Source organism: Aeromicrobium yanjiei (assembly GCF_009649075.1).
In the GTDB taxonomy this organism is placed as follows: domain Bacteria; phylum Actinomycetota; class Actinomycetes; order Propionibacteriales; family Nocardioidaceae; genus Aeromicrobium; species Aeromicrobium yanjiei.
Genome location: NZ_CP045737.1, coordinates 3,214,862 through 3,231,420 on the forward strand (window position 1 = coordinate 3,214,862; position 16,559 = coordinate 3,231,420).

The window sequence follows — 16,559 nt, forward strand, 5'->3', positions numbered from 1 at the left end:
CTGTACGGCCGTCGGAGGCTGCTGTAACATCGGTTTACGCAAAGGCGCGTGGGTGGCGCCGGTCTGGGGAGGGCACGATCATGGGAGCTCGCACGCTGACGCGCTGGCAGAAGGCCGGCGCTCTCGCACCGATGGTGATCCTGGTGGGAGCGTGGGGCGCAGCCCTCGGCAACTCGGGCCTGGCGACCGCCTCGGGCGGCTCGTCCGACGACGACGTGCCCGCGGTGCCCGCGACCGCATTCGAGCAGCCCGCCAGCGTGCAGCAGACCCCCCAGGGCGTCGACCGCAAGGCGGGCACCGCCGGCACCGTCGCGACCCTGTCGACCAACGGCATCCCCGCCTCGGCGCTCTCGGCCTATCGCCGCGCCGAGACCCTCCTCGGCCGGGCCGACGACGAGTGCAAGCTGCCCTGGAACCTCGTCGCGGCGATCGGCCGCGTCGAGTCCAACCACGGCCGCACCAACGGCAATGCGCTCAGCTCCGACGGCCTCGCCGAGCCCGGCATCTACGGCGTGCCGCTCGACGGCAAGGACGGCCGGGCCCGCATCCTCGACAGCGACAGCGGCTCCCTCGACAAGAACTCGGTGTACGACCGGGCGGTCGGCCCCATGCAGTTCATCCCCGGCACCTGGAAGTCCGTGGGCGTCGACTCGGACAACGACGGCACCAAGAACCCCCAGGACATCGACGACGCAGCCACCTCGGCCGGCGTGTACCTGTGCTCCGGCGAGGGCGATCTGTCCAAGCGGGCCGACGCCGCCTCGGCGGTCAAGCGCTACAACCACTCGGACTCGTACGTCGAGCTGGTCCTGAAGATCTCGGCGGCGTACGCGGGCGGTGACTTCACCAAGTCGCCCGACGGGCTCTCGACCGCTCCCATCCTGACCTCGACGGCCTCCGACCAGACGCTGAGCGCCTCCGAGCGCAAGGCCGCGGTCAAGGCCGAGCAGAAGGCGGCCAAGAAGCCCAAGCCCCAGAAGGACCGCGGCGGGGCCGGCGGCGGCGGCTCGACCGGGGGCGGAACAGGCACCGGCACGGGTGGCGGGACCGGCACCGCGCCCGGCACCGGCGGCGGGACCGGCACCGGCGGTTCGGACGGCGGCAGTGGCGGCGGTGGCACCCCCAGCGGCGGCACGGTCGGCGGCGGCGTCCAGGACCTGGTCGAGGGCACCCCGCTGGCGCCCCTGGCCCCGGTCACCAAGCCCGTCACGGGCCTGCTGACCGCGGTCGAGGCCAACCTGCAGTGCCTCGCGACCGTCGCGACGCTGCCGGTCAGCACCTACCGAGCCCGGTTCGCAGCCTGCATGGCCGCCTTCGGCTACTGAGCGCGCAGGCGGGTGGCGACCTCGGTCGCCCAGTACGTCAGCACGACGTCGGCGCCGGCTCGACGGATCGACACGATGATCTCGTCGATCGCCCGCTCGCGGTCGATCCAGCCGTTCGCCGCCGCGGCCTCGACCATCGCGAGCTCGCCGGAGATGTTGTAGGCCGCGACGGGCACGTCGACCGCCGCACGGACGTCCGCGATGAGGTCGAGATAGCTCAGCGCCGGCTTGACCATGACCATGTCGGCGCCCTCCTCGATGTCGAGGAGCACCTCCCTGATCGCCTCTCGGCCGTTGGCCGGGTCCTGCTGGTAGGTCTTGCGGTCGCCCTGCAGCGAGGAGTCGACGGCCTCGCGGAACGGACCGTAGAATGCGGAGGCGTACTTCGCGGCGTACGCGAGGATGACCGTCTCGTCGTGCCCCGCCTCGTCCAGCGCGGCCCGGATCACGCCGACCTGGCCGTCCATCATGCCGCTCGGCGCCACGACGTGGGCCCCGGACTCGGCCTGCACGACACCCATCTGGGCGTACAGCCCCAGGGTCGTGTCGTTGTCGACCCGACCCCGGTCGTCCAGGACCCCGCAGTGGCCGTGGTCGGTGAACTCGTCGAGGCACAGGTCTGCCATCACGAGCAGGTCGTCGCCGACCTCGGCGCGCGCGTCGGCCAGCGCCACGTTGAGGATGCCGTCGGGATCGAGCGCACCCGATCCCTGCGCGTCCTTGCGCTCGGGGAGGCCGAACAGCATGACGCCCCCGAGTCCCAGCTCCACCGCCTCGGCGTACGCGCGACGGGCCGAGTCACGCGTGTGCTGGACGACGCCGGGCATGCTGCTGATCGCCCTGACCTCGGTGCGGCCCTCGGCCACGAACATCGGCAGCACCAGCTGGGACGGCTGCACGTGCGTCTCCGCCACCAACCGTCTCATCGCCGGCGACGAGCGCAGGCGACGAGGACGGTCGGTGGGGAACGACATGACTAGGCCTTCCGGCGGGTCGACGGACGCTTTTGCGACGGCTTCGTGACCGGCTCCCCGGCCTCGACGAAGCCGAGGCGACGCGCGGTGCCGAACTCGGCCAGGGCGTCGGCGAGCTCCTCGACCGACGGGGACTCGGCGAGGACGTCGACCCGCAGGCCGTGCTCCTCGGCGGTCTTGGCGGTCGCCGGGCCGATGCACGCGATGATCGTCGACGTGTGCGGCTTGCCGGCGATGCCCACGAGGTTGCGGACCGTGGACGACGAGGTGAACATGACCGCGTCGAACTTGCCGGTCTTGATCGCCTCGCGCGTCGGCGCCGGCGGCGGGGCGGCCCGGACGGTCCGGTAGGCCGTGACGTCGTCGACCTCCCAGCCGAGATCGATCAGGCCGGCCACGAGGGTCTCGGTCGCGATGTCGGCGCGCGGCAGGAAGACCCGGTTGATCGGGTCGAGCAGCTCGTCGTACGGCGGCCAGTCCTCGAGCAGGCCGCGAGCCGACTGCTCGCCCGACGGCATGAGATCGGCGCGGATGCCCCAGGTCGCGATGGCCTCGGCGGTCTTCTGACCGACCGCGGCGATCTTCAGGCCCGAGAACGCGCGCGCGTCGAGCCCGTACTCCTCGAACTTCTCACGCACGGCCTTGACCGCGTTGACGCTCGTGAACGCGACCCACTCGTAACGACCCTCGACCAGACCGCGGACGGCCTTGTCCATCTGCTGCGGATTGCGGGGCGGCTCGACCGAGATGGTCGGGACCTCCTCGGAGATCGCGCCGAATCCGCGCAGGCGCGATGCGAGACCTGCGGACTGCTCCTTGGTGCGGGGCACCAGGATGCGCCAGCCGTAGAGCGGCTTGGTCTCGAACCACGACAGCGCCTCGCGCATCGAGACGACCTCGCCGACGACCGTGATGGCCGGGGACGTCATGCCGGCGGCCTTGGCGTCCGTGGCGATCTCGGCCAGCGTCGACACGACGGTGGTCTGCTCGGTCGTGGTGCCGACGCGGGTCATCGCCACCGGGGTGTCGGGCTTGCGCCCCGCGTCGATCAGGCCGGTGGCGACCTCACCGATGCGGGCGACGGCCGAGAGCAGGACCAGGGTGTCCTGACCTGCGTGATCGGCCCAGCTGATCGTCGCGTCCCCCACGCTGACGACCGAGTACTCACGGTGCGTGCGGTTGGTCAGCGGCACGCCGGCGTACGCCGGGACCGCCGAGATGGACGAGACGCCGGGCACGATCTCGAAGCCGATGCCGGCCTTGCTGCACGCAGCGGCCTCCTCGGGTCCGGTCGCGTACGTGAACGGATCGCCGGCCATGAGGCGGACGACGTGTCCACCGCTCTTGGCGTGCTTGACGACGAGGCGGGCGCGAGCGGCGTGGGTGAGGAGCTCGCCGTCCTCACCGACTCCGCCGTCGACGATCTGGGCACCGTTGGTGACGAGTGCCACCTGCTCGGGCAGCTCCGTGATGACGACGTCGGCCTGCGCGAGCAGCTCGGCCGCGCGGACCGTCAGGAGGCTTGCGTCTCCCGGTCCGGCGCCGACGAAGCTCACGTGGCCCCGCGGGGCCTTGCGGGCGGGCGGCGTCGGCGTGGGCGGTGCTTCTCGCATCGGGGTGATGGTCACGGTGTTCCTTTTCTTGGTCTGTCAGGGGGTCAGGAGGCGGCGGCGGCCACGAGGGCGTCGGCACCTTCGGCGAGCATCTCGACAGCAAGACGTTCACCGACCGCGGCAGCCTCGTGAGGGAGGCCGGTCGCGGACAGTCGGATGGTGGGTGAGCCGGAGACGTCTCCGACCACGGCACGAAGCCAGAGCTCAGGGCCGTCGTCGCCGTCGGCGATCTCGGCCAGGGCTCCCACCGGGGCACTGCAGCCGGCCTCGAGTGTCGCGAGGAGGCTTCGCTCGGCAGTGACGGCAGCACGGGTGTCGCTGTCGTCGAGCTGCGCGAGCAGACGAGTGGTCGCGACGTCGTCGACGCGGCACTCGCATGCCAGCGCTCCCTGCCCGGGGGCAGGAAGCATCTGGAGAGGATCAATGACTTCGGTGGCCTCGTCGGCACGACCGAGACGGACCAGACCGGCACGGGCCAGCAGCACGCCGTCGCACTCGCCCGAGGCGATCTTGCCGATGCGGGTGTCCACGTTGCCGCGGATCCCGACGACCTCGACCCCGAGGCCGAGGGCGTTCAGCTGGGCCTGGCGGCGGGGTGAGCCGGTGCCGACGCGCGCACCCTGCGGCAGCTCGCCGAGGGTCAGGCCGTCACGGGCGACCAGCACGTCGCGCGGGTCCTCGCGGCGCGGGATGGCCGCGACGGCGAGGCGCGGGTCGGGAGTCGTGGGCAGGTCCTTGAGCGAGTGGACGGCAAAGTCGACGTCGCCGCGCACGAGCGCCTCGCGCAGGGCCGCGACGAAGACGCCCTGGCCGCCCATCGAGGCGAGCGGGGCCGTGCTGCGGTCGCCCTCGGTCGAGATCGTCACGAGCTCGACCTCGACGCCGGTCTCCGCACGGAGCCGGTCGGCGATGTGCTGGGACTGGGTCACCGCGAGCGCGCTGGCGCGGGTGCCGAGACGGAGTGCGGTCATGACTTGTCACCCACCTGGGTCACGGCGTCGACCGCGGACTGGTCGAGCGCGAAGAGATCGGCCAGCGCATCGGCGTACGTCAGGCCGGCCGGTCCGTCGATGAGCTGCTGCACGCGCACGGTGGGCGAGTGGATGAGCTTCTCCGCGACGCGGTGCAGGGCCTTGCGGACGTCGGCCCGCTCGTCGTCGGTCAGATTGGGCAGCCGTGACTCGATGCGGGCCTGCTCCGAGGCCACGATGTCGGTCGCCATGGTGCGCAGCGCGACGACCGTCGGCGTGATGTGCGAGGCGGCCTTGGCCGCAAGGAACGTGCGGACCTCGGAGTCCACGATCGAGCGGACCTGGTCGACGTCGGCAGCCAGCTCGGCGTTGGCCGACAGCTGGGACAGGACGATCAGGTCGACGAGGGTGATGCCCTCGATGTCGCCCACCGCGGGGTCGACGTCGCGGGGCAGCGCCAGGTCGAGCAGCGACATGCTGCGTCCCTGCGCTGCGGCCTCGACCCGGGCCGTGTCGAACACGAAGCCGTTGGCCCCGGTGCAGCTGATCAGCACGTCGGCGCCCGCGAGCTCGACGTCGAGCGCCTGCCAGCGCACCGCGCTCACGCCGAAGGTCGCGACGAGGTTGTACGCACGCTGGTACGTGCGGTTGGCGACCATGATGCGGTGCGGCTCGACACCGCGATCGATGAGCGTACGGACGGCGAGGCTCGCCATCGTGCCGGCACCGGCGACCAGGAATCGGGTGTCCGGGGCGTCGACGACCGCACCTGCGGCGTCGAGGCCGGCCGTGACGATCGACGGGGCGAGCCGGTCGATGCCCGTCTCGGCGTGTCCCCGCTTGCCGATGCGCAGCGCCTGCTGGAACAGGGCGTTGAGCACGGAGCCGACGGTCGACTCGGCCTGGGCGGTGTGCAGGGCGTCGCGGACCTGACCGAGGATCTGGCTCTCGCCGAGGATCATCGAGTCCATGCCCGACGCGACACCGAACAGGTGCGCGACCGCGGCCTCGTCGAAGTGGACGTAGACGTGGCGCACGAAGTCGACACGGTCCAGCCCGGCGTGCTCGGCCAGGAGCCGCGAGATCTCCTCGACGGCGCCGTGGAAGCGCTCGGCCTCGACATAGATCTCGACGCGGTTGCAGGTCGAGATCACGACGGACTCGGAGACGAACGGGGTCTCGAGCACCAGGTGCGAGAGCTTCACCGCCGAGTCGACGTCGAGCGCCGCGTGCTCGAGCACGTCGATGGGAGCCGACTTGTGGGACATGCCCACGACCAACACGCTCATATGCCACTCACTTTCGGCTCGATGCCCGCCTTGCGCTGCTCGTGGTACGCGAGGATCTGCAGCTCGATCGACAGGTCGACCTTGCGGACGTCCACGCCGTCGGGCACCTGCACGAGGGCGGGCGCGAAGTTCAAGATGCTGGTGACGCCGGCGGCCACCAGGCGGTCGGCGACCTCCTGGGCCGCGGTGCCAGGGGTCGCGATGACGCCGATCGAGATCGCTCGTTCCGCCACGACGGCGGCCAGGTCGTCCATCGACGTGACGGTCAGGCCCGAGACCTCGGTGCCGACCCGCTGCGGATCGGCGTCGACGAGGGCCGCGACACGGATGCCGCGGGTGCTGAAGCCCTGGTAGGCGGAGAGGGCGGAGCCCAGGTTGCCGATGCCGACGATGACGACGTCCCAGTCCTGGGTCTGGCCGATCTCGCGGGCGATCTGGTAGCGCAGGTACTCCACGTCGTAGCCGACGCCGCGGGTGCCGTAGGAGCCGAGATAGGACAGGTCCTTGCGCAGCTTGGCGGGGTTGACACCGGCGTTCTCGGCCAGCTCGATCGAGGAGCACGAGGCGACGCCCTGCTCGGTCAGTGTGTTGAGTGCTCGAAGGTAGACCGGCAGACGGGCGACGGTGGCATCAGGGATGCCACGGGCGCTTCCGTCGGCGAGCCGAGGACTGCGAAGTATGGTCACGGTTCTCCTGCACCGGCATGCTGGGGATTATCCCTTGCAGGATGACATGCAGTGCTTCGCCAGTTTAAGAGTTTGTGAACGCGTTAACAAAATCGAGACCGGCGCCGGTGGGTTATGTCACACGTCGGCGACGCCTCGCCAGTGCCCTGCGGAGCCTCGCGGGGTCGACCCTCCAGAAGTCGTGCTGGGCGCCGTCGACGAACGTGACCGGGACCTGCTCGGTGAAGCGCGAGCGAAGGTCCTCGTCCCCGTCGATGTCCACCCGCAGCCACGAGTCACCGGTCTCGCGGCAGATCTCGGCGACCTGCGCCTCGGCGATCTCGCACAGGTGGCAGCCCTCCCGTCCGTAGACCACGACCCGCGCGGCGTCGGCGTGAGCGATCACCGCGCACCCAGACCCAGCGTCTCGCTGCGGACCAGCGACCGCAGACGCCCCTTGGCGACCTTGCCGGTCGCGGAGTGCGGCAGCCCGGTCACGACGATCACGCGGCGGGGCTGCTTGAAGCGGGCCAGGCGCGTACGGCAGTGCTCCTCGACGGACTCCACGAGCGCGTCCTCGTCGCCGGACGCCTCCTCGGTCGGCACGACGAACGCCGCGACGGCCTCCCCCGTCTCCTCGTCGGGCAGCCCGACGACCGCGACCTGCGCGACCCCCGGGACCTCGGAGATGACGTCCTCGACCTCGAACGGGTAGACGTTGAAGCCGGAGACGATCACGAGCTCGCGCAGGCGGTCGACGAGCGTGAGGTCACCGTCCTCGTCGAGGAAGCCGATGTCGCCCGTCGGGTACCAGCCGTCGGGGCGCGGTCCGTCCACGCCGTCCGGCCAGTAGCCCGAGAAGACGTTGTCGCCCCTGACCCAGATCTCCGCGGGATCGCCGGGAGCAGCGTCCCGGCCGTCGGCCTCGACGATCCGCACCTCGATGCCCGGCAGCGGTCGCCCGACCGATCCGGCCTTGGGCGGCGATCCGGGCTGGCGAGGCGATCCCATCGTCGTCGCGATGACGGGGGCGGTCTCGGTGAGCCCGTAGCCCTGCTCGATGTACTTGCCCGTCGACGCGTGGAACATCTCGGCCAGCTCGGGGTCGAGCGCGGAGGCGCCCGACAGGACCATCGAGACGCTGCTCAGCTGGTCGCCGAGTCCCTCACGTCCGGCCCAGGCCGCGACCACGGGGGGCGCCAGCGGGATGTTGGTGACCCCCTCGGCGCGCACGAGATCGAGGAGACCGGCGGGGTCGAAGCCGTCGACCATCACGACGCGGGCGCCCTGCCGCACGGCCTGCCCCAGCACGCAGTTGAGCCCGTAGATGTGGAACATCGGCAGCAGGCCGAGGCAGATGTCGTCGGGCGTGACCGCGGGCGGGTCGAGCTGCGCGATCTGCTCGATGTTGGCGATCAGTGCCCGGTGGGTCAGCATCGCGCCGCGCGGCTTGCCGCTCGTGCCGGACGTGTAGAGCACGACGGCGAGGGCCTCGGCGTCGGCGGGCGAGGCCGGGGGCGCCCCGGACGCGTCCTGGAGGAACGTCTCGAAGGAGGTCTCCCCCGCCACGGGCTCGGCGCCGTCGACGATCACGCTCACCTGCATGTCGTCGGTGATCGCCTCGCGCACCTGGGCGACACCGGCCTCGTCGCACAGCACGACCCGGGCGCGGGAGTCCGCGAGCATGCGGCCGATCTCGCGGGTGGTCGAGCGAGGGTTGACGGGCACCGCGACCATGCCGCCGCGCAGGATGCCGAAGTAGGCGATCGGCAGGTCGATGCGGTTGGCCATCACCACCGCGACCCGGTGGCCCGCCACCAGGCCCCGACCGGACAGCGCACGGGCCACGGCGTCGGCCGACTCGTCGAGCTCTCGCCAGGTCACCTCGCGGCGTGCGTCGCCCCGGTGCTCGACCAGAGCCACCCTGTCCGGGGCGTTCGTGGCGGCCGTGTGGACGTACTCGCTGACATTGACTGTCACCCCTTGAGTCAACCACAGCTGGTGAGCCCGGGAGGGCGTTAGGCTCGGCACATGGCACGGGATGCAGCACCCGATCAGCCCCGCAACCTGCAGTCGCGCTCCGTCCTGGCAGGCCAGGCCGCTGCGTCCGCCACGGAGATCGAGAGCGCGTTGTCGACCGCTCCGGACCCCACCGCCGCCGCCTTCTTCGACGTCGACAACACGATCATGCAGGGCGCCTCGATCTTCCACTTCGCGCGCGGCCTCCACCGGCGCGAGTTCTTCACGACGCGCGACATCCTGGGCGCGGCCTGGCAACAGCTCTACTTCCGGGTCGTCGGCAGCGAGGATCCCGAGCACATCGCGAAGGCACGGGCCAGCGGGCTCGCGTTCATCGCCGGCCACAGCGTCACCGAGCTCGAGGAGATCGGTGAGGAGATCTTCGACGAGCGCATGGCGGCCCGGATCTGGCCCGGCACGCGCGCGCTCGCCCAGTGGCACCTCGACCGCGGCCAGCGGGTGTGGCTCGTCACCGCGGCACCCATCGAGATCGCGACCGTGATCGCCCGTCGGCTCGGCCTGACCGGCGCGCTGGGCACGGTCGCGGAGCACGTCGACGGCATCTACACGGGTCAGCTCGTCGGCGAGATGCTCCACGGGGCGGGCAAGGCCGTCGCCGTCCAGGGCGTCGCGGACCGCGAGGGCCTCGTCCTGGCCGACTGCTACGCGTACTCCGACTCCAGCAACGACCTGCCCATGCTCTCCCTCGTCGGCCACCCGTGCGCGATCAACCCCGACGCGAGCCTGCGCTCCCACGCGAAGACCAACGGCTGGCGGGTCCGCGACTACCGCACCGGTCGCAAGGTCTTCCTGGCCGGCGCCAAGGGCACCGTCGCGGCCGTGGCCGCAGGCACCACGTGGCGGACCCTGCGACGCCGCAGATAGGCGACGACCGGGCCCGCCTGCGGCTACACTCGCGGCAAATCAGGGAGGCCTGGGTGGAGCACGTCGGAGCGCTGCGCATCGCGCTGTCGCTCGCCCTGAGGCTGCGGGACGACCGGTCGCTCCAGGTCGCCCTTGCCGTGGCGGACTCACCCGCGTACGCCGCGTCCGGCGGCCAAGGGCCGGCCCCTCACGACGACGACCCCGAGGCCGCCCGGCTGCGGGCGCTGGTCGACCTGGCCAAGGAGGGCGACGCCGAGGCCTTCGGCCAGCTCTACGACCACTACGTCACGGGGATCTTCCGGTTCATCTACTACCGGGTCGGCTCGCGACAGCTCGCCGAGGACCTCACGAGCGAGACCTTCGTCCGGGGGCTCCGGGCGATCCAGCGCTTCAGCTGGCAGGGCAAGGACTTCGGCGCCTGGCTGACCACGATCGCCCGCAACCTCGTCGCGGACCACTTCAAGTCGAGCAGGTCGCGCCTCGAGATCGTGACCGAGACGATCCCCGAGGGTCTGACCCCGGCCTCGGGACCCGAGCACGAGGTGCTCGCGCACGTCACCAACGAGATCCTGTTCGCGGCCGTCAGGGCCCTGCCCGACGAGCAGCGCGACTGCATCCTGATGCGCTTCATCCAGGGACTGTCGATCGCCCAGACCGCTGCGGCCATCGGCCGCAGCGAGGGAGCGATCAAGCAGCTGCAGCTCCGGGCGATCCGCAATCTCGCCAGGTCCGTCCCGGCGGAGGTCCGATGATGACCGCCTGGCCACCGATCGTGTCACCGTCCCGGTCCCGTAACCCCGGCACGCCCGGTGTCGTTGATCGTGCTGATCCCACCTCGACAGGCAGGAACCCCTCATGATCGGCCGTCGCTCCCACGACGACGCCCAGTCCTTCGACGAGGCCTGGGGCGGCGCCGACCCGCGGGACGAGGAGATCGCCGCTCTCGTCGCCTTCGCCGAGGCCCTGTGCGCGGCGGCCCCGGTCGAGCCCACGGCGCAGTTCCGGTCCACGCTCCGCGCGCAGCTGATGACCGAGGCGACCACGGTCCTCGAGCCCATGCCGGGGGCCGCCCGCCCGGCCGCCACGCCCGCCCGGCCCCGCAGCACGCGGCGTCGCCTCGCGGGCCTGACCGCGGCCCTCGTCACGTCGGCCGGCGCAGTCGGCCTCGTCGCGTCCAGCGCGTCGGCGCTGCCCGGCGAGATGCTCTACCCGGTCAAGCGCACGGTCGAGTCCGTCGAGCTCACCGCGTTGCACCACGGCGACGAGTCCCGCGGCTCCTTCCAGCTCGGACAGGCCGAGGAGCGCCTCACCGAGGCTCGCCTGCTGAGCGACAAGGGCGCCTCCGACACCCTCGTGGCCGACGCCCTCGACGACTTCTCCTCCGCAGCGTCCGACGGCTCCGCCCGGCTCTTCACGGCGTACGCGGACACCCGCGAGGACACGACGGTCCGCCGGGTCAACGACTTCGCGACCGCCGCGAGCGTCGAGCTGTCCGAGCTCAAGAGCAAGCTGCCCTCGCAGGCGGGCGACGCGTACGCCGCCGCGACGCGCGAGGTCAACCGACTCGCGAGCCGGGCGTCCACGCTGTGCTCCAGCTGCGGCTCGGCCGACGTCGACCCGCTCGTGGACGTCGTGAGCGGTCTGGCGCGCGACATCCCGGCACCGAAGAAACCTGCCAAGGACGACGCCCCGCGGGCTCCCGACCCGGCCGCGAGCCCGGCGCCGGCCGCACCCGGCGGCACGTCGTCGGGCGGTCCCGCCACGTCGCCGAGCCGATCTGCGCCCACCGTCCCGGCACCGGCGGCGCCGACCCGCAGCCCGTCGCTGTCCGACGTCACGGACCCGCTGCTCGGCGGGCTGCTCGGCGACGAGGACCAGGAGGGGCTCGTGCCAGGCCTGCTCAACGGACTGCTCGGCGGTGGACGCCAGTAGGTGCCCGGGACCGCCGGCGTCAGAAGAAGGCGTTGCCCCGGTCGACCAGCAGCTGGTAGAGCGTCTGCTGGATCGTCTCGCGCACCTGGTCGGTGACGTTGAACAGCAGCATCGGATCGTCCGCGGCCTCGGGCTCGTAGGCGTCGGTGCGCACCGGCTCGCCGAACTCGATGATCCACTTGCTCGGCAGGGGGATCAGGCCGAGCGGACCCAGCAGCGGGAAGAACGGCGTGATCGGCAGATAGGGCAGCCCGAGCAGGCGGGCGAGGGAGGGCACGTTGCCCACGAGGGGATAGATCTCCTCGGCGCCCACGATCGAGACCGGGACGATCGGCACGCCCGCGCGCATCGCGGACGAGACGAAGCCGCCACGACCGAACCGCTGCAGCTTGTAGCGCTCGGCGAACGGCTTGCCGACCCCCTTGAAGCCCTCGGGCCATACGCCCGCGAGCTCACCCTTGGTCAGCAGACGCTCGGCGTCCTCCTGGCAGGCGAGCGTCGCACCCACCTTGCGGGCGATCTGTCCCACGCCGGGCAGCGAGAACACGAGATCCGCGCCGAGCGGGCGCAGATCGCGGCCTGCGTACTTCTTGACCGCATAGCCCGTGATCAGGCCGTCGAGCGGGACCGTGCCCGAGTGATTGGCGACCAGGAGCGCGCCGCCGTCCTCGGGGATGTTCTCGACGCCGCGCACCTCGAGCCGGAACCACTTCTCGGCCAGGGGCTCGACCGCTGCGGTGAGCACCTCGGCGATCTCGGGGTCGAAGCCGAACTCGTCGACCTCGTAGTCGCCGCTGAGACGCTTGCGGACGGTGGCGATCAGGGTCGCGACGCGGCTCTCCCAGTCGGTGCCCAGCACACGCTGGGCGGCCTCGATGACCGCCACGAAGATCTCGTCCAGCGGGATGCCCGCCGACAAGGGGGCGGAGCCGGCGGTGCGGGTGCGGCGCGCTGCCTCCTCGGCGGCGGCTGCCGCTGCTGCCGCGGCGTCCTCGTCGGTGACCGCACGCAGGTGCGGCTTCTCCGTCGGCGGCGGCTGCACCGGAGGGGTCGTGGACGTGCCGGTGGTCTGCTCGTCCGGGGTGGCCTGCTTGGCGGCAGTCTTCTTCTTCGCAGCGGGCTTGCGGGGCGCCGATCCACCGGCCAGCGAGCGGGCCGCTGCGGAGGGTGACGTCTCGCGGTTGCCCCGGCCGGGGGTGCCGCCGGATCCGATCGTCTTGCGTTCGTCCTTCACGAGCGTCCTCCCAGCGCGGCCAGCAGGCCGGGCTTCAGTGAGGCCCGGAACTCGTCGAAGGTCTCCTCCGACGTGCGCGCGAGCTCATAGCCGAAGATGTCCCGCAGTCCGGTGGTGTCGACCGCCCGCCCGAACGTCAGCAGCCGGTGCAGATCGGGCGGGATGTCCGAGCCCATGGCCCGGACGACCCGGCGCGCGGCCATCGCGAAGCCCACCGGGGGCAGCGGGATGACCGGGCGGCCCAGCCGGCGTGCGGCCTGGCTCAGCAGGACGACTCCGTCGCCTGCCGCGTTGAACGTGCCCGGGCGATCGCGGACGACGGCCTGGACGAGGATCTCGAGGGCGTCCTCGAGGCTCAGGAACTGCAGGCGGGGATCGAATCCGAGCACGGACGGCAGCACGGGGTTGGAGAAGTAGTTGCGCAGCGGGCTGTCGATCTCGGGGTGCAGCACCTGTGCGGCGCGGATCGTCGTGATCAGCACCTCGGGCCGGCGGCGAGCGAACCCGCGGACGTACGACTCGACCTCGACGATGTCCTTGGGGAACCCCGTGCGCACGCCGTTGCGCGCGAGCAGCGACTCGGTGAACATCGCCGGATCGCGCGGGGACGAGCCGTACACGGCGGTCGAGGACCCGAGCACGAGCTTGCTCACCAGCGCCGAGCGCTGGCACGCGGCCAGCAGCTGCATCGTGCCGATGACGTTGAGCTCCTTGGCGCCGGCTCCGCGGCCGCGCTGGGGCGGGTTGACGTCCAGGTGGACCACGGTGTCGACGTCGTCGACCGCGATGACCTTGCCGACGACCGGGGTGCGGATGTCGGCGCGGACGAACTTCACGCTGCCGAGGTCGGCATCGGGCAGGATCGTGTCGATGCCGACGACCCGCTCGATGCCTGCGCCCTCGCCGATGTCAGCGAGCCGCCGCGCGAACTTCGACGCGAACGAGCCCGCCACACCAGTGACGAGGACGACCCGGCTCATCTGGGGTTACTTGCCCAGACGACGACGCTGCACTCGGGTGCGCTTCAGCATCTTGCGGTGCTTCTTCTTCGACATCCGCTTACGGCGCTTCTTGATGACTGAACCCACGGGTCACTTCACTTCTCGTCTGGCCACGCGTACGTGGACTGGTGTGCACTTGAGACTGGTCGCCACCTGGAGGAGCCGAGCGCGAACTCGGACGCCCTGCGGCCCCGGTGATGGCTGCCCTCAGCGTACACGTCTGCTGCGGCCCGCATCCCTGGTGACCGAGGACGCGGATGCCGGGCACCAGCAGGACCGGCCGGCTCAGCCCGCCTGGAAGTAGGACTTGCCCAGGAACTCCTGGACGGCACGCTCGGGCACGCGGAACGAACGCCCGACGCGGACGGCCTCGAGCTCACCGGAGTGGACGAGACGGTAGACCGTCATCTTCGAGACGCGCATCTGACTCGCCACTTCCGCGACGGTCAAGAACGTCGGTCCGGGGGCCATGTCCCACCTGCTTCCTGAGGGGCACGCGCGCTCTCTGGCTTCCCCACCAGAGAAACAGCGCGCGTGCCTTGGTCGAGCGTAGTGCCTCGTGATGCCGCAGGGACAGGGGTTGTCCAAAATCCCCACTGATTCGACCGAGATCGGCTCCGATCGTCAGGGCTGGTGGTCGAGCCCCACGAGGGGGAACGAGGCCGTCCGGGTCGCGTGGATCGAGCGGTCGAGCCAGCTCGCGGGGTCGTAGCCGTCCTCCCACGGGCGGTACGCGACGGTCCGTCCGTCGGTCATGCGCTGCGGGCCGGGCATCCCACGCAGGTGCGCGATGCGCTCGCGCCACTTGTCGGGGGTGAGGGCCGCGGGATCCAGTGGCCTCCCCGAGACGATCGCGAGCAGGTGCGCCCAGGCGCGCGGCACGACGTCCATCACGGCATAGCCTCCGCCACCCGTGGCGACCCACTTGCCGTCGCACACCTCCTCGGCCAGCGCCTCGAGAGCGAGATAGGAGGCGCGCTGACCGTCCACGCTCAGCATCAGGTTGGTCAGCGGATCGTCCATGTGCGAGTCGCAGCCGTGCTGCGTGACCAGGATGTCGGGGGCGAACTCGCGGATCAGCGGCGGCACCACGGCGTGGAAGGCGCGCAGCCAGCCGGCGTCCGACGTGCCGGGGGGCAGCGGGACGTTGACCGCACCGCCCTCGGCACCTTCTCCCCCGGTCTCGGTCGAGAAGCCGGTGCCGGGGAACAGCGACTGCGGGCCCTCGTGGATCGAGATCGTGAGGACGCGGGGGTCGTTCCAGAACATCTTCTGGACCCCGTCGCCGTGGTGGGCGTCCACGTCGACGTACGCGACCTTCTGCGCCCCGTTGTCCAGGAGCCAGCGGATCGCGAGCGCGACGTCGTTGTAGATGCAGAAGCCGCTCGCGTTGCCGGGCATCGCGTGGTGCAGGCCGCCGCTGATGTTGATCGCGCGCGGCGCCGCGCCGGTCCAGACCCGCCGGGCCGCCTCGACGCTCGCGCCGGCGATCAGGGCGCTTGCCTCGTGCATCTGCGCGAAGACCGGGTTGTCCTCGGAGCCCAGACCGATCGTGAGATCGCGGTAGACGGGGTGGTCGCTGAGCTTCTGCACCCGCTCGATGTACGACGCGGTGTGCACCAGGGCGAGCTCGTCCTCGGTCGCGGGCCGGGCGCCGACGACGTCCAGCCCTTCGATGATCCCCAGCTCCCGCGCCAGGTCCATGGTCAGCTCGATGCGGACCGGCGCCATGGGATGCGTCTGGCCGAAGTTGTACTGGATCAGCTGCTCGTCGAAGACGACGCAGGCCCGATCCTGCGTCGGGTCTGTGTGCTCACTCACACCATGAGCCTATGCCGGGCCCGAGAGCTCGGCCGAGCGGGCCGCTGCGGCGGCCATCCCGGCCACCAGACCGTCCCTCACGCCGTCGGTGTCGAAGGTCGTGATGGCCGCATGGGTCGTGCCGTTCGGCGAGGTCACCCGACGCCTCAGCTCCTCGGCGGTGTCGCCGGACTCTGCGAGCAGCTTCGCGGCGCCCACGAGCGTCTGCGTCGTGAGCTCACGCGCGGTGTCCTCGTCGAGACCCTGCGCGATCCCGCCGGCGATCATGGCCTCGGCGAGATAGAAGACGTACGCCGGGCCCGAGCCCGACACCGCCGTGACGGCGTCCTGCCGGCTCTCGTCGACCACGACGACGCGGCCGCCGGACTCGAGCAGGGTGCCGACCGCCGCGAGCTGCTCGTCGGTGACGCCGGGCCCCGGCGAGATGCCGAACATGCCCTCGCCCACCAGGGCCGGCGTGTTGGGCATCGCCCGCACCACGGCCACGCCGTCCGGCAGCGCCGAGGCGATCGTGTCGATGCGGATGCCTGCGGCGAGCGAGACGACCGTGGCGCCGGGGCGGACCGAGCCGGCGATCTCGGCGAGCACGGCACCCACGTCCTGCGGCTTGACCACGATCAGGACGACGTCCGCGCCTGCGGCCGCCTCGGCGTTGCCGGTCACCTCGACCCCGTGCCTGTCACGCAGCTCGGCGGCGCGTTCGTCACGCTTCTCGCTGATGACGATGTCGCTGACGGGGTGGCCGGAGGACAGGATCGCCGACAGGAGGGTCTCGCCCATCACGCCGGCGCCGAGGATCGCGATCCGCTGAGTCATGGACCTCACACTAG

17 protein-coding genes are annotated in these 16,559 nt (G+C 71.4%); 4 read left to right on the plus strand and 13 right to left on the minus strand.

Annotation, left to right across the window (positions count from 1 at the left end):
• Positions 1-80: 80 nt before the first annotated feature.
• Positions 81-1,325 (plus strand): lytic transglycosylase domain-containing protein, encoded by a 1,245-nt coding sequence (locus GEV26_RS17935; protein ID WP_194839892.1) that lies wholly within the window; start codon positions 81-83, stop codon positions 1,323-1,325.
• Here the strand turns inward: GEV26_RS17935 and hemB are convergent.
• The 7 genes from hemB to GEV26_RS15865 all read right to left on the minus strand — a co-directional run bounded on the left by hemB (position 1,319) and on the right by GEV26_RS15865 (position 8,817).
• Complete coding sequence (hemB, locus tag GEV26_RS15835) at positions 1,319-2,299, minus strand: porphobilinogen synthase (protein WP_153654534.1); 981 nt, start codon at positions 2,297-2,299, stop codon at positions 1,319-1,321. The genes GEV26_RS17935 and hemB overlap by 7 nt on opposite strands.
• 2 nt (positions 2,300-2,301) lie before the next feature.
• The gene (locus tag GEV26_RS15840; RefSeq protein ID WP_153655129.1) at positions 2,302-3,912 is read right to left on the minus strand and encodes a bifunctional uroporphyrinogen-III C-methyltransferase/uroporphyrinogen-III synthase; all 1,611 of its coding nucleotides are present in this window, start codon (positions 3,910-3,912) and stop codon (positions 2,302-2,304) included.
• Positions 3,913-3,956: 44 nt separating this feature from the next.
• Positions 3,957-4,883: a hydroxymethylbilane synthase gene (gene hemC, locus GEV26_RS15845; RefSeq protein ID WP_153654535.1), complete on the minus strand. Its 927-nt coding sequence runs from the start codon at positions 4,881-4,883 to the stop codon at positions 3,957-3,959.
• Positions 4,880-6,172 (minus strand): glutamyl-tRNA reductase, encoded by a 1,293-nt coding sequence (locus GEV26_RS15850; RefSeq protein ID WP_153654536.1) that lies wholly within the window; start codon positions 6,170-6,172, stop codon positions 4,880-4,882. The genes hemC and GEV26_RS15850 overlap by 4 nt, the downstream gene beginning before the upstream one ends.
• The gene (locus tag GEV26_RS15855; RefSeq protein WP_153654537.1) at positions 6,169-6,858 is read right to left on the minus strand and encodes a redox-sensing transcriptional repressor Rex; all 690 of its coding nucleotides are present in this window, start codon (positions 6,856-6,858) and stop codon (positions 6,169-6,171) included. The genes GEV26_RS15850 and GEV26_RS15855 overlap by 4 nt, the downstream gene beginning before the upstream one ends.
• Positions 6,859-6,970: 112 nt before the next feature.
• Positions 6,971-7,243, minus strand: a complete 273-nt coding sequence (locus GEV26_RS15860; protein ID WP_153654538.1) for a glutaredoxin family protein — start codon at positions 7,241-7,243, stop codon at positions 6,971-6,973.
• The gene (locus GEV26_RS15865) at positions 7,240-8,817 is read right to left on the minus strand and encodes a class I adenylate-forming enzyme family protein (protein WP_153654539.1); all 1,578 of its coding nucleotides are present in this window, start codon (positions 8,815-8,817) and stop codon (positions 7,240-7,242) included. The genes GEV26_RS15860 and GEV26_RS15865 overlap by 4 nt, the downstream gene beginning before the upstream one ends.
• Before the next feature lie 51 nt (positions 8,818-8,868).
• On the opposite strand from GEV26_RS15865, the gene GEV26_RS15870 reads away from it, so the two are divergent.
• From GEV26_RS15870 to GEV26_RS15880, 3 genes are all read left to right on the plus strand, one after another.
• Complete coding sequence (locus GEV26_RS15870) at positions 8,869-9,741, plus strand: HAD family hydrolase (RefSeq protein ID WP_153654540.1); 873 nt, start codon at positions 8,869-8,871, stop codon at positions 9,739-9,741.
• 53 nt (positions 9,742-9,794) lie between these two features.
• Positions 9,795-10,493: a sigma-70 family RNA polymerase sigma factor gene (locus GEV26_RS15875; protein WP_153654541.1), complete on the plus strand. Its 699-nt coding sequence runs from the start codon at positions 9,795-9,797 to the stop codon at positions 10,491-10,493.
• Positions 10,494-10,596: 103 nt separating this feature from the next.
• Positions 10,597-11,673 (plus strand): DUF5667 domain-containing protein, encoded by a 1,077-nt coding sequence (locus GEV26_RS15880; RefSeq protein WP_153654542.1) that lies wholly within the window; start codon positions 10,597-10,599, stop codon positions 11,671-11,673.
• 19 nt (positions 11,674-11,692) lie between these two features.
• Here the strand turns inward: GEV26_RS15880 and GEV26_RS15885 are convergent, their stop codons facing one another.
• The 6 genes from GEV26_RS15885 to proC all read right to left on the minus strand — a co-directional run bounded on the left by GEV26_RS15885 (position 11,693) and on the right by proC (position 16,545).
• Positions 11,693-12,907 carry a lysophospholipid acyltransferase family protein gene (locus GEV26_RS15885; RefSeq protein ID WP_243838789.1) on the minus strand — a complete coding sequence of 405 codons (1,215 nt, stop codon included), beginning with the start codon at positions 12,905-12,907 and terminating at the stop codon, positions 11,693-11,695.
• Positions 12,904-13,887 (minus strand): NAD-dependent epimerase/dehydratase family protein, encoded by a 984-nt coding sequence (locus GEV26_RS15890; RefSeq protein WP_153654543.1) that lies wholly within the window; start codon positions 13,885-13,887, stop codon positions 12,904-12,906. The genes GEV26_RS15885 and GEV26_RS15890 overlap by 4 nt, the downstream gene beginning before the upstream one ends.
• 6 nt (positions 13,888-13,893) lie before the next feature.
• The gene (locus GEV26_RS15895; RefSeq protein WP_019143756.1) at positions 13,894-13,995 is read right to left on the minus strand and encodes a 30S ribosomal protein bS22; all 102 of its coding nucleotides are present in this window, start codon (positions 13,993-13,995) and stop codon (positions 13,894-13,896) included.
• Positions 13,996-14,193: 198 nt separating this feature from the next.
• Positions 14,194-14,379: a helix-turn-helix domain-containing protein gene (locus GEV26_RS15900; RefSeq protein ID WP_153654544.1), complete on the minus strand. Its 186-nt coding sequence runs from the start codon at positions 14,377-14,379 to the stop codon at positions 14,194-14,196.
• A 153-nt stretch (positions 14,380-14,532) separates the two neighbouring features.
• Complete coding sequence (locus tag GEV26_RS15905; RefSeq protein ID WP_243838790.1) at positions 14,533-15,729, minus strand: acetoin utilization protein AcuC; 1,197 nt, start codon at positions 15,727-15,729, stop codon at positions 14,533-14,535.
• A gap of 9 nt (positions 15,730-15,738) precedes the next feature.
• Positions 15,739-16,545 carry a pyrroline-5-carboxylate reductase gene (gene proC, locus GEV26_RS15910; RefSeq protein ID WP_153654545.1) on the minus strand — a complete coding sequence of 269 codons (807 nt, stop codon included), beginning with the start codon at positions 16,543-16,545 and terminating at the stop codon, positions 15,739-15,741.
• Positions 16,546-16,559 lie beyond the last annotated feature (14 nt).

What these genes read in the sequence shown, in the direction of transcription:
- GEV26_RS17935 (WP_194839892.1), top strand. Translation starts at nt 81, where the DNA reads ATGGGAGCTCGCACGCTGACGCGCTGGCAGAAGGCCGGCGCTCTCGCA.
- hemB (WP_153654534.1), bottom strand. Translation starts at nt 2,299, where the DNA reads ATGTCGTTCCCCACCGACCGTCCTCGTCGCCTGCGCTCGTCGCCGGCG.
- GEV26_RS15840 (WP_153655129.1), bottom strand. Translation starts at nt 3,912, where the DNA reads ATGCGAGAAGCACCGCCCACGCCGACGCCGCCCGCCCGCAAGGCCCCG.
- hemC (WP_153654535.1), bottom strand. Translation starts at nt 4,883, where the DNA reads ATGACCGCACTCCGTCTCGGCACCCGCGCCAGCGCGCTCGCGGTGACC.
- GEV26_RS15850 (WP_153654536.1), bottom strand. Translation starts at nt 6,172, where the DNA reads ATGAGCGTGTTGGTCGTGGGCATGTCCCACAAGTCGGCTCCCATCGAC.
- GEV26_RS15870 (WP_153654540.1), top strand. Translation starts at nt 8,869, where the DNA reads ATGGCACGGGATGCAGCACCCGATCAGCCCCGCAACCTGCAGTCGCGC.
- GEV26_RS15880 (WP_153654542.1), top strand. Translation starts at nt 10,597, where the DNA reads ATGATCGGCCGTCGCTCCCACGACGACGCCCAGTCCTTCGACGAGGCC.
- GEV26_RS15890 (WP_153654543.1), bottom strand. Translation starts at nt 13,887, where the DNA reads ATGAGCCGGGTCGTCCTCGTCACTGGTGTGGCGGGCTCGTTCGCGTCG.
- GEV26_RS15900 (WP_153654544.1), bottom strand. Translation starts at nt 14,379, where the DNA reads ATGGCCCCCGGACCGACGTTCTTGACCGTCGCGGAAGTGGCGAGTCAG.
- proC (WP_153654545.1), bottom strand. Translation starts at nt 16,545, where the DNA reads ATGACTCAGCGGATCGCGATCCTCGGCGCCGGCGTGATGGGCGAGACC.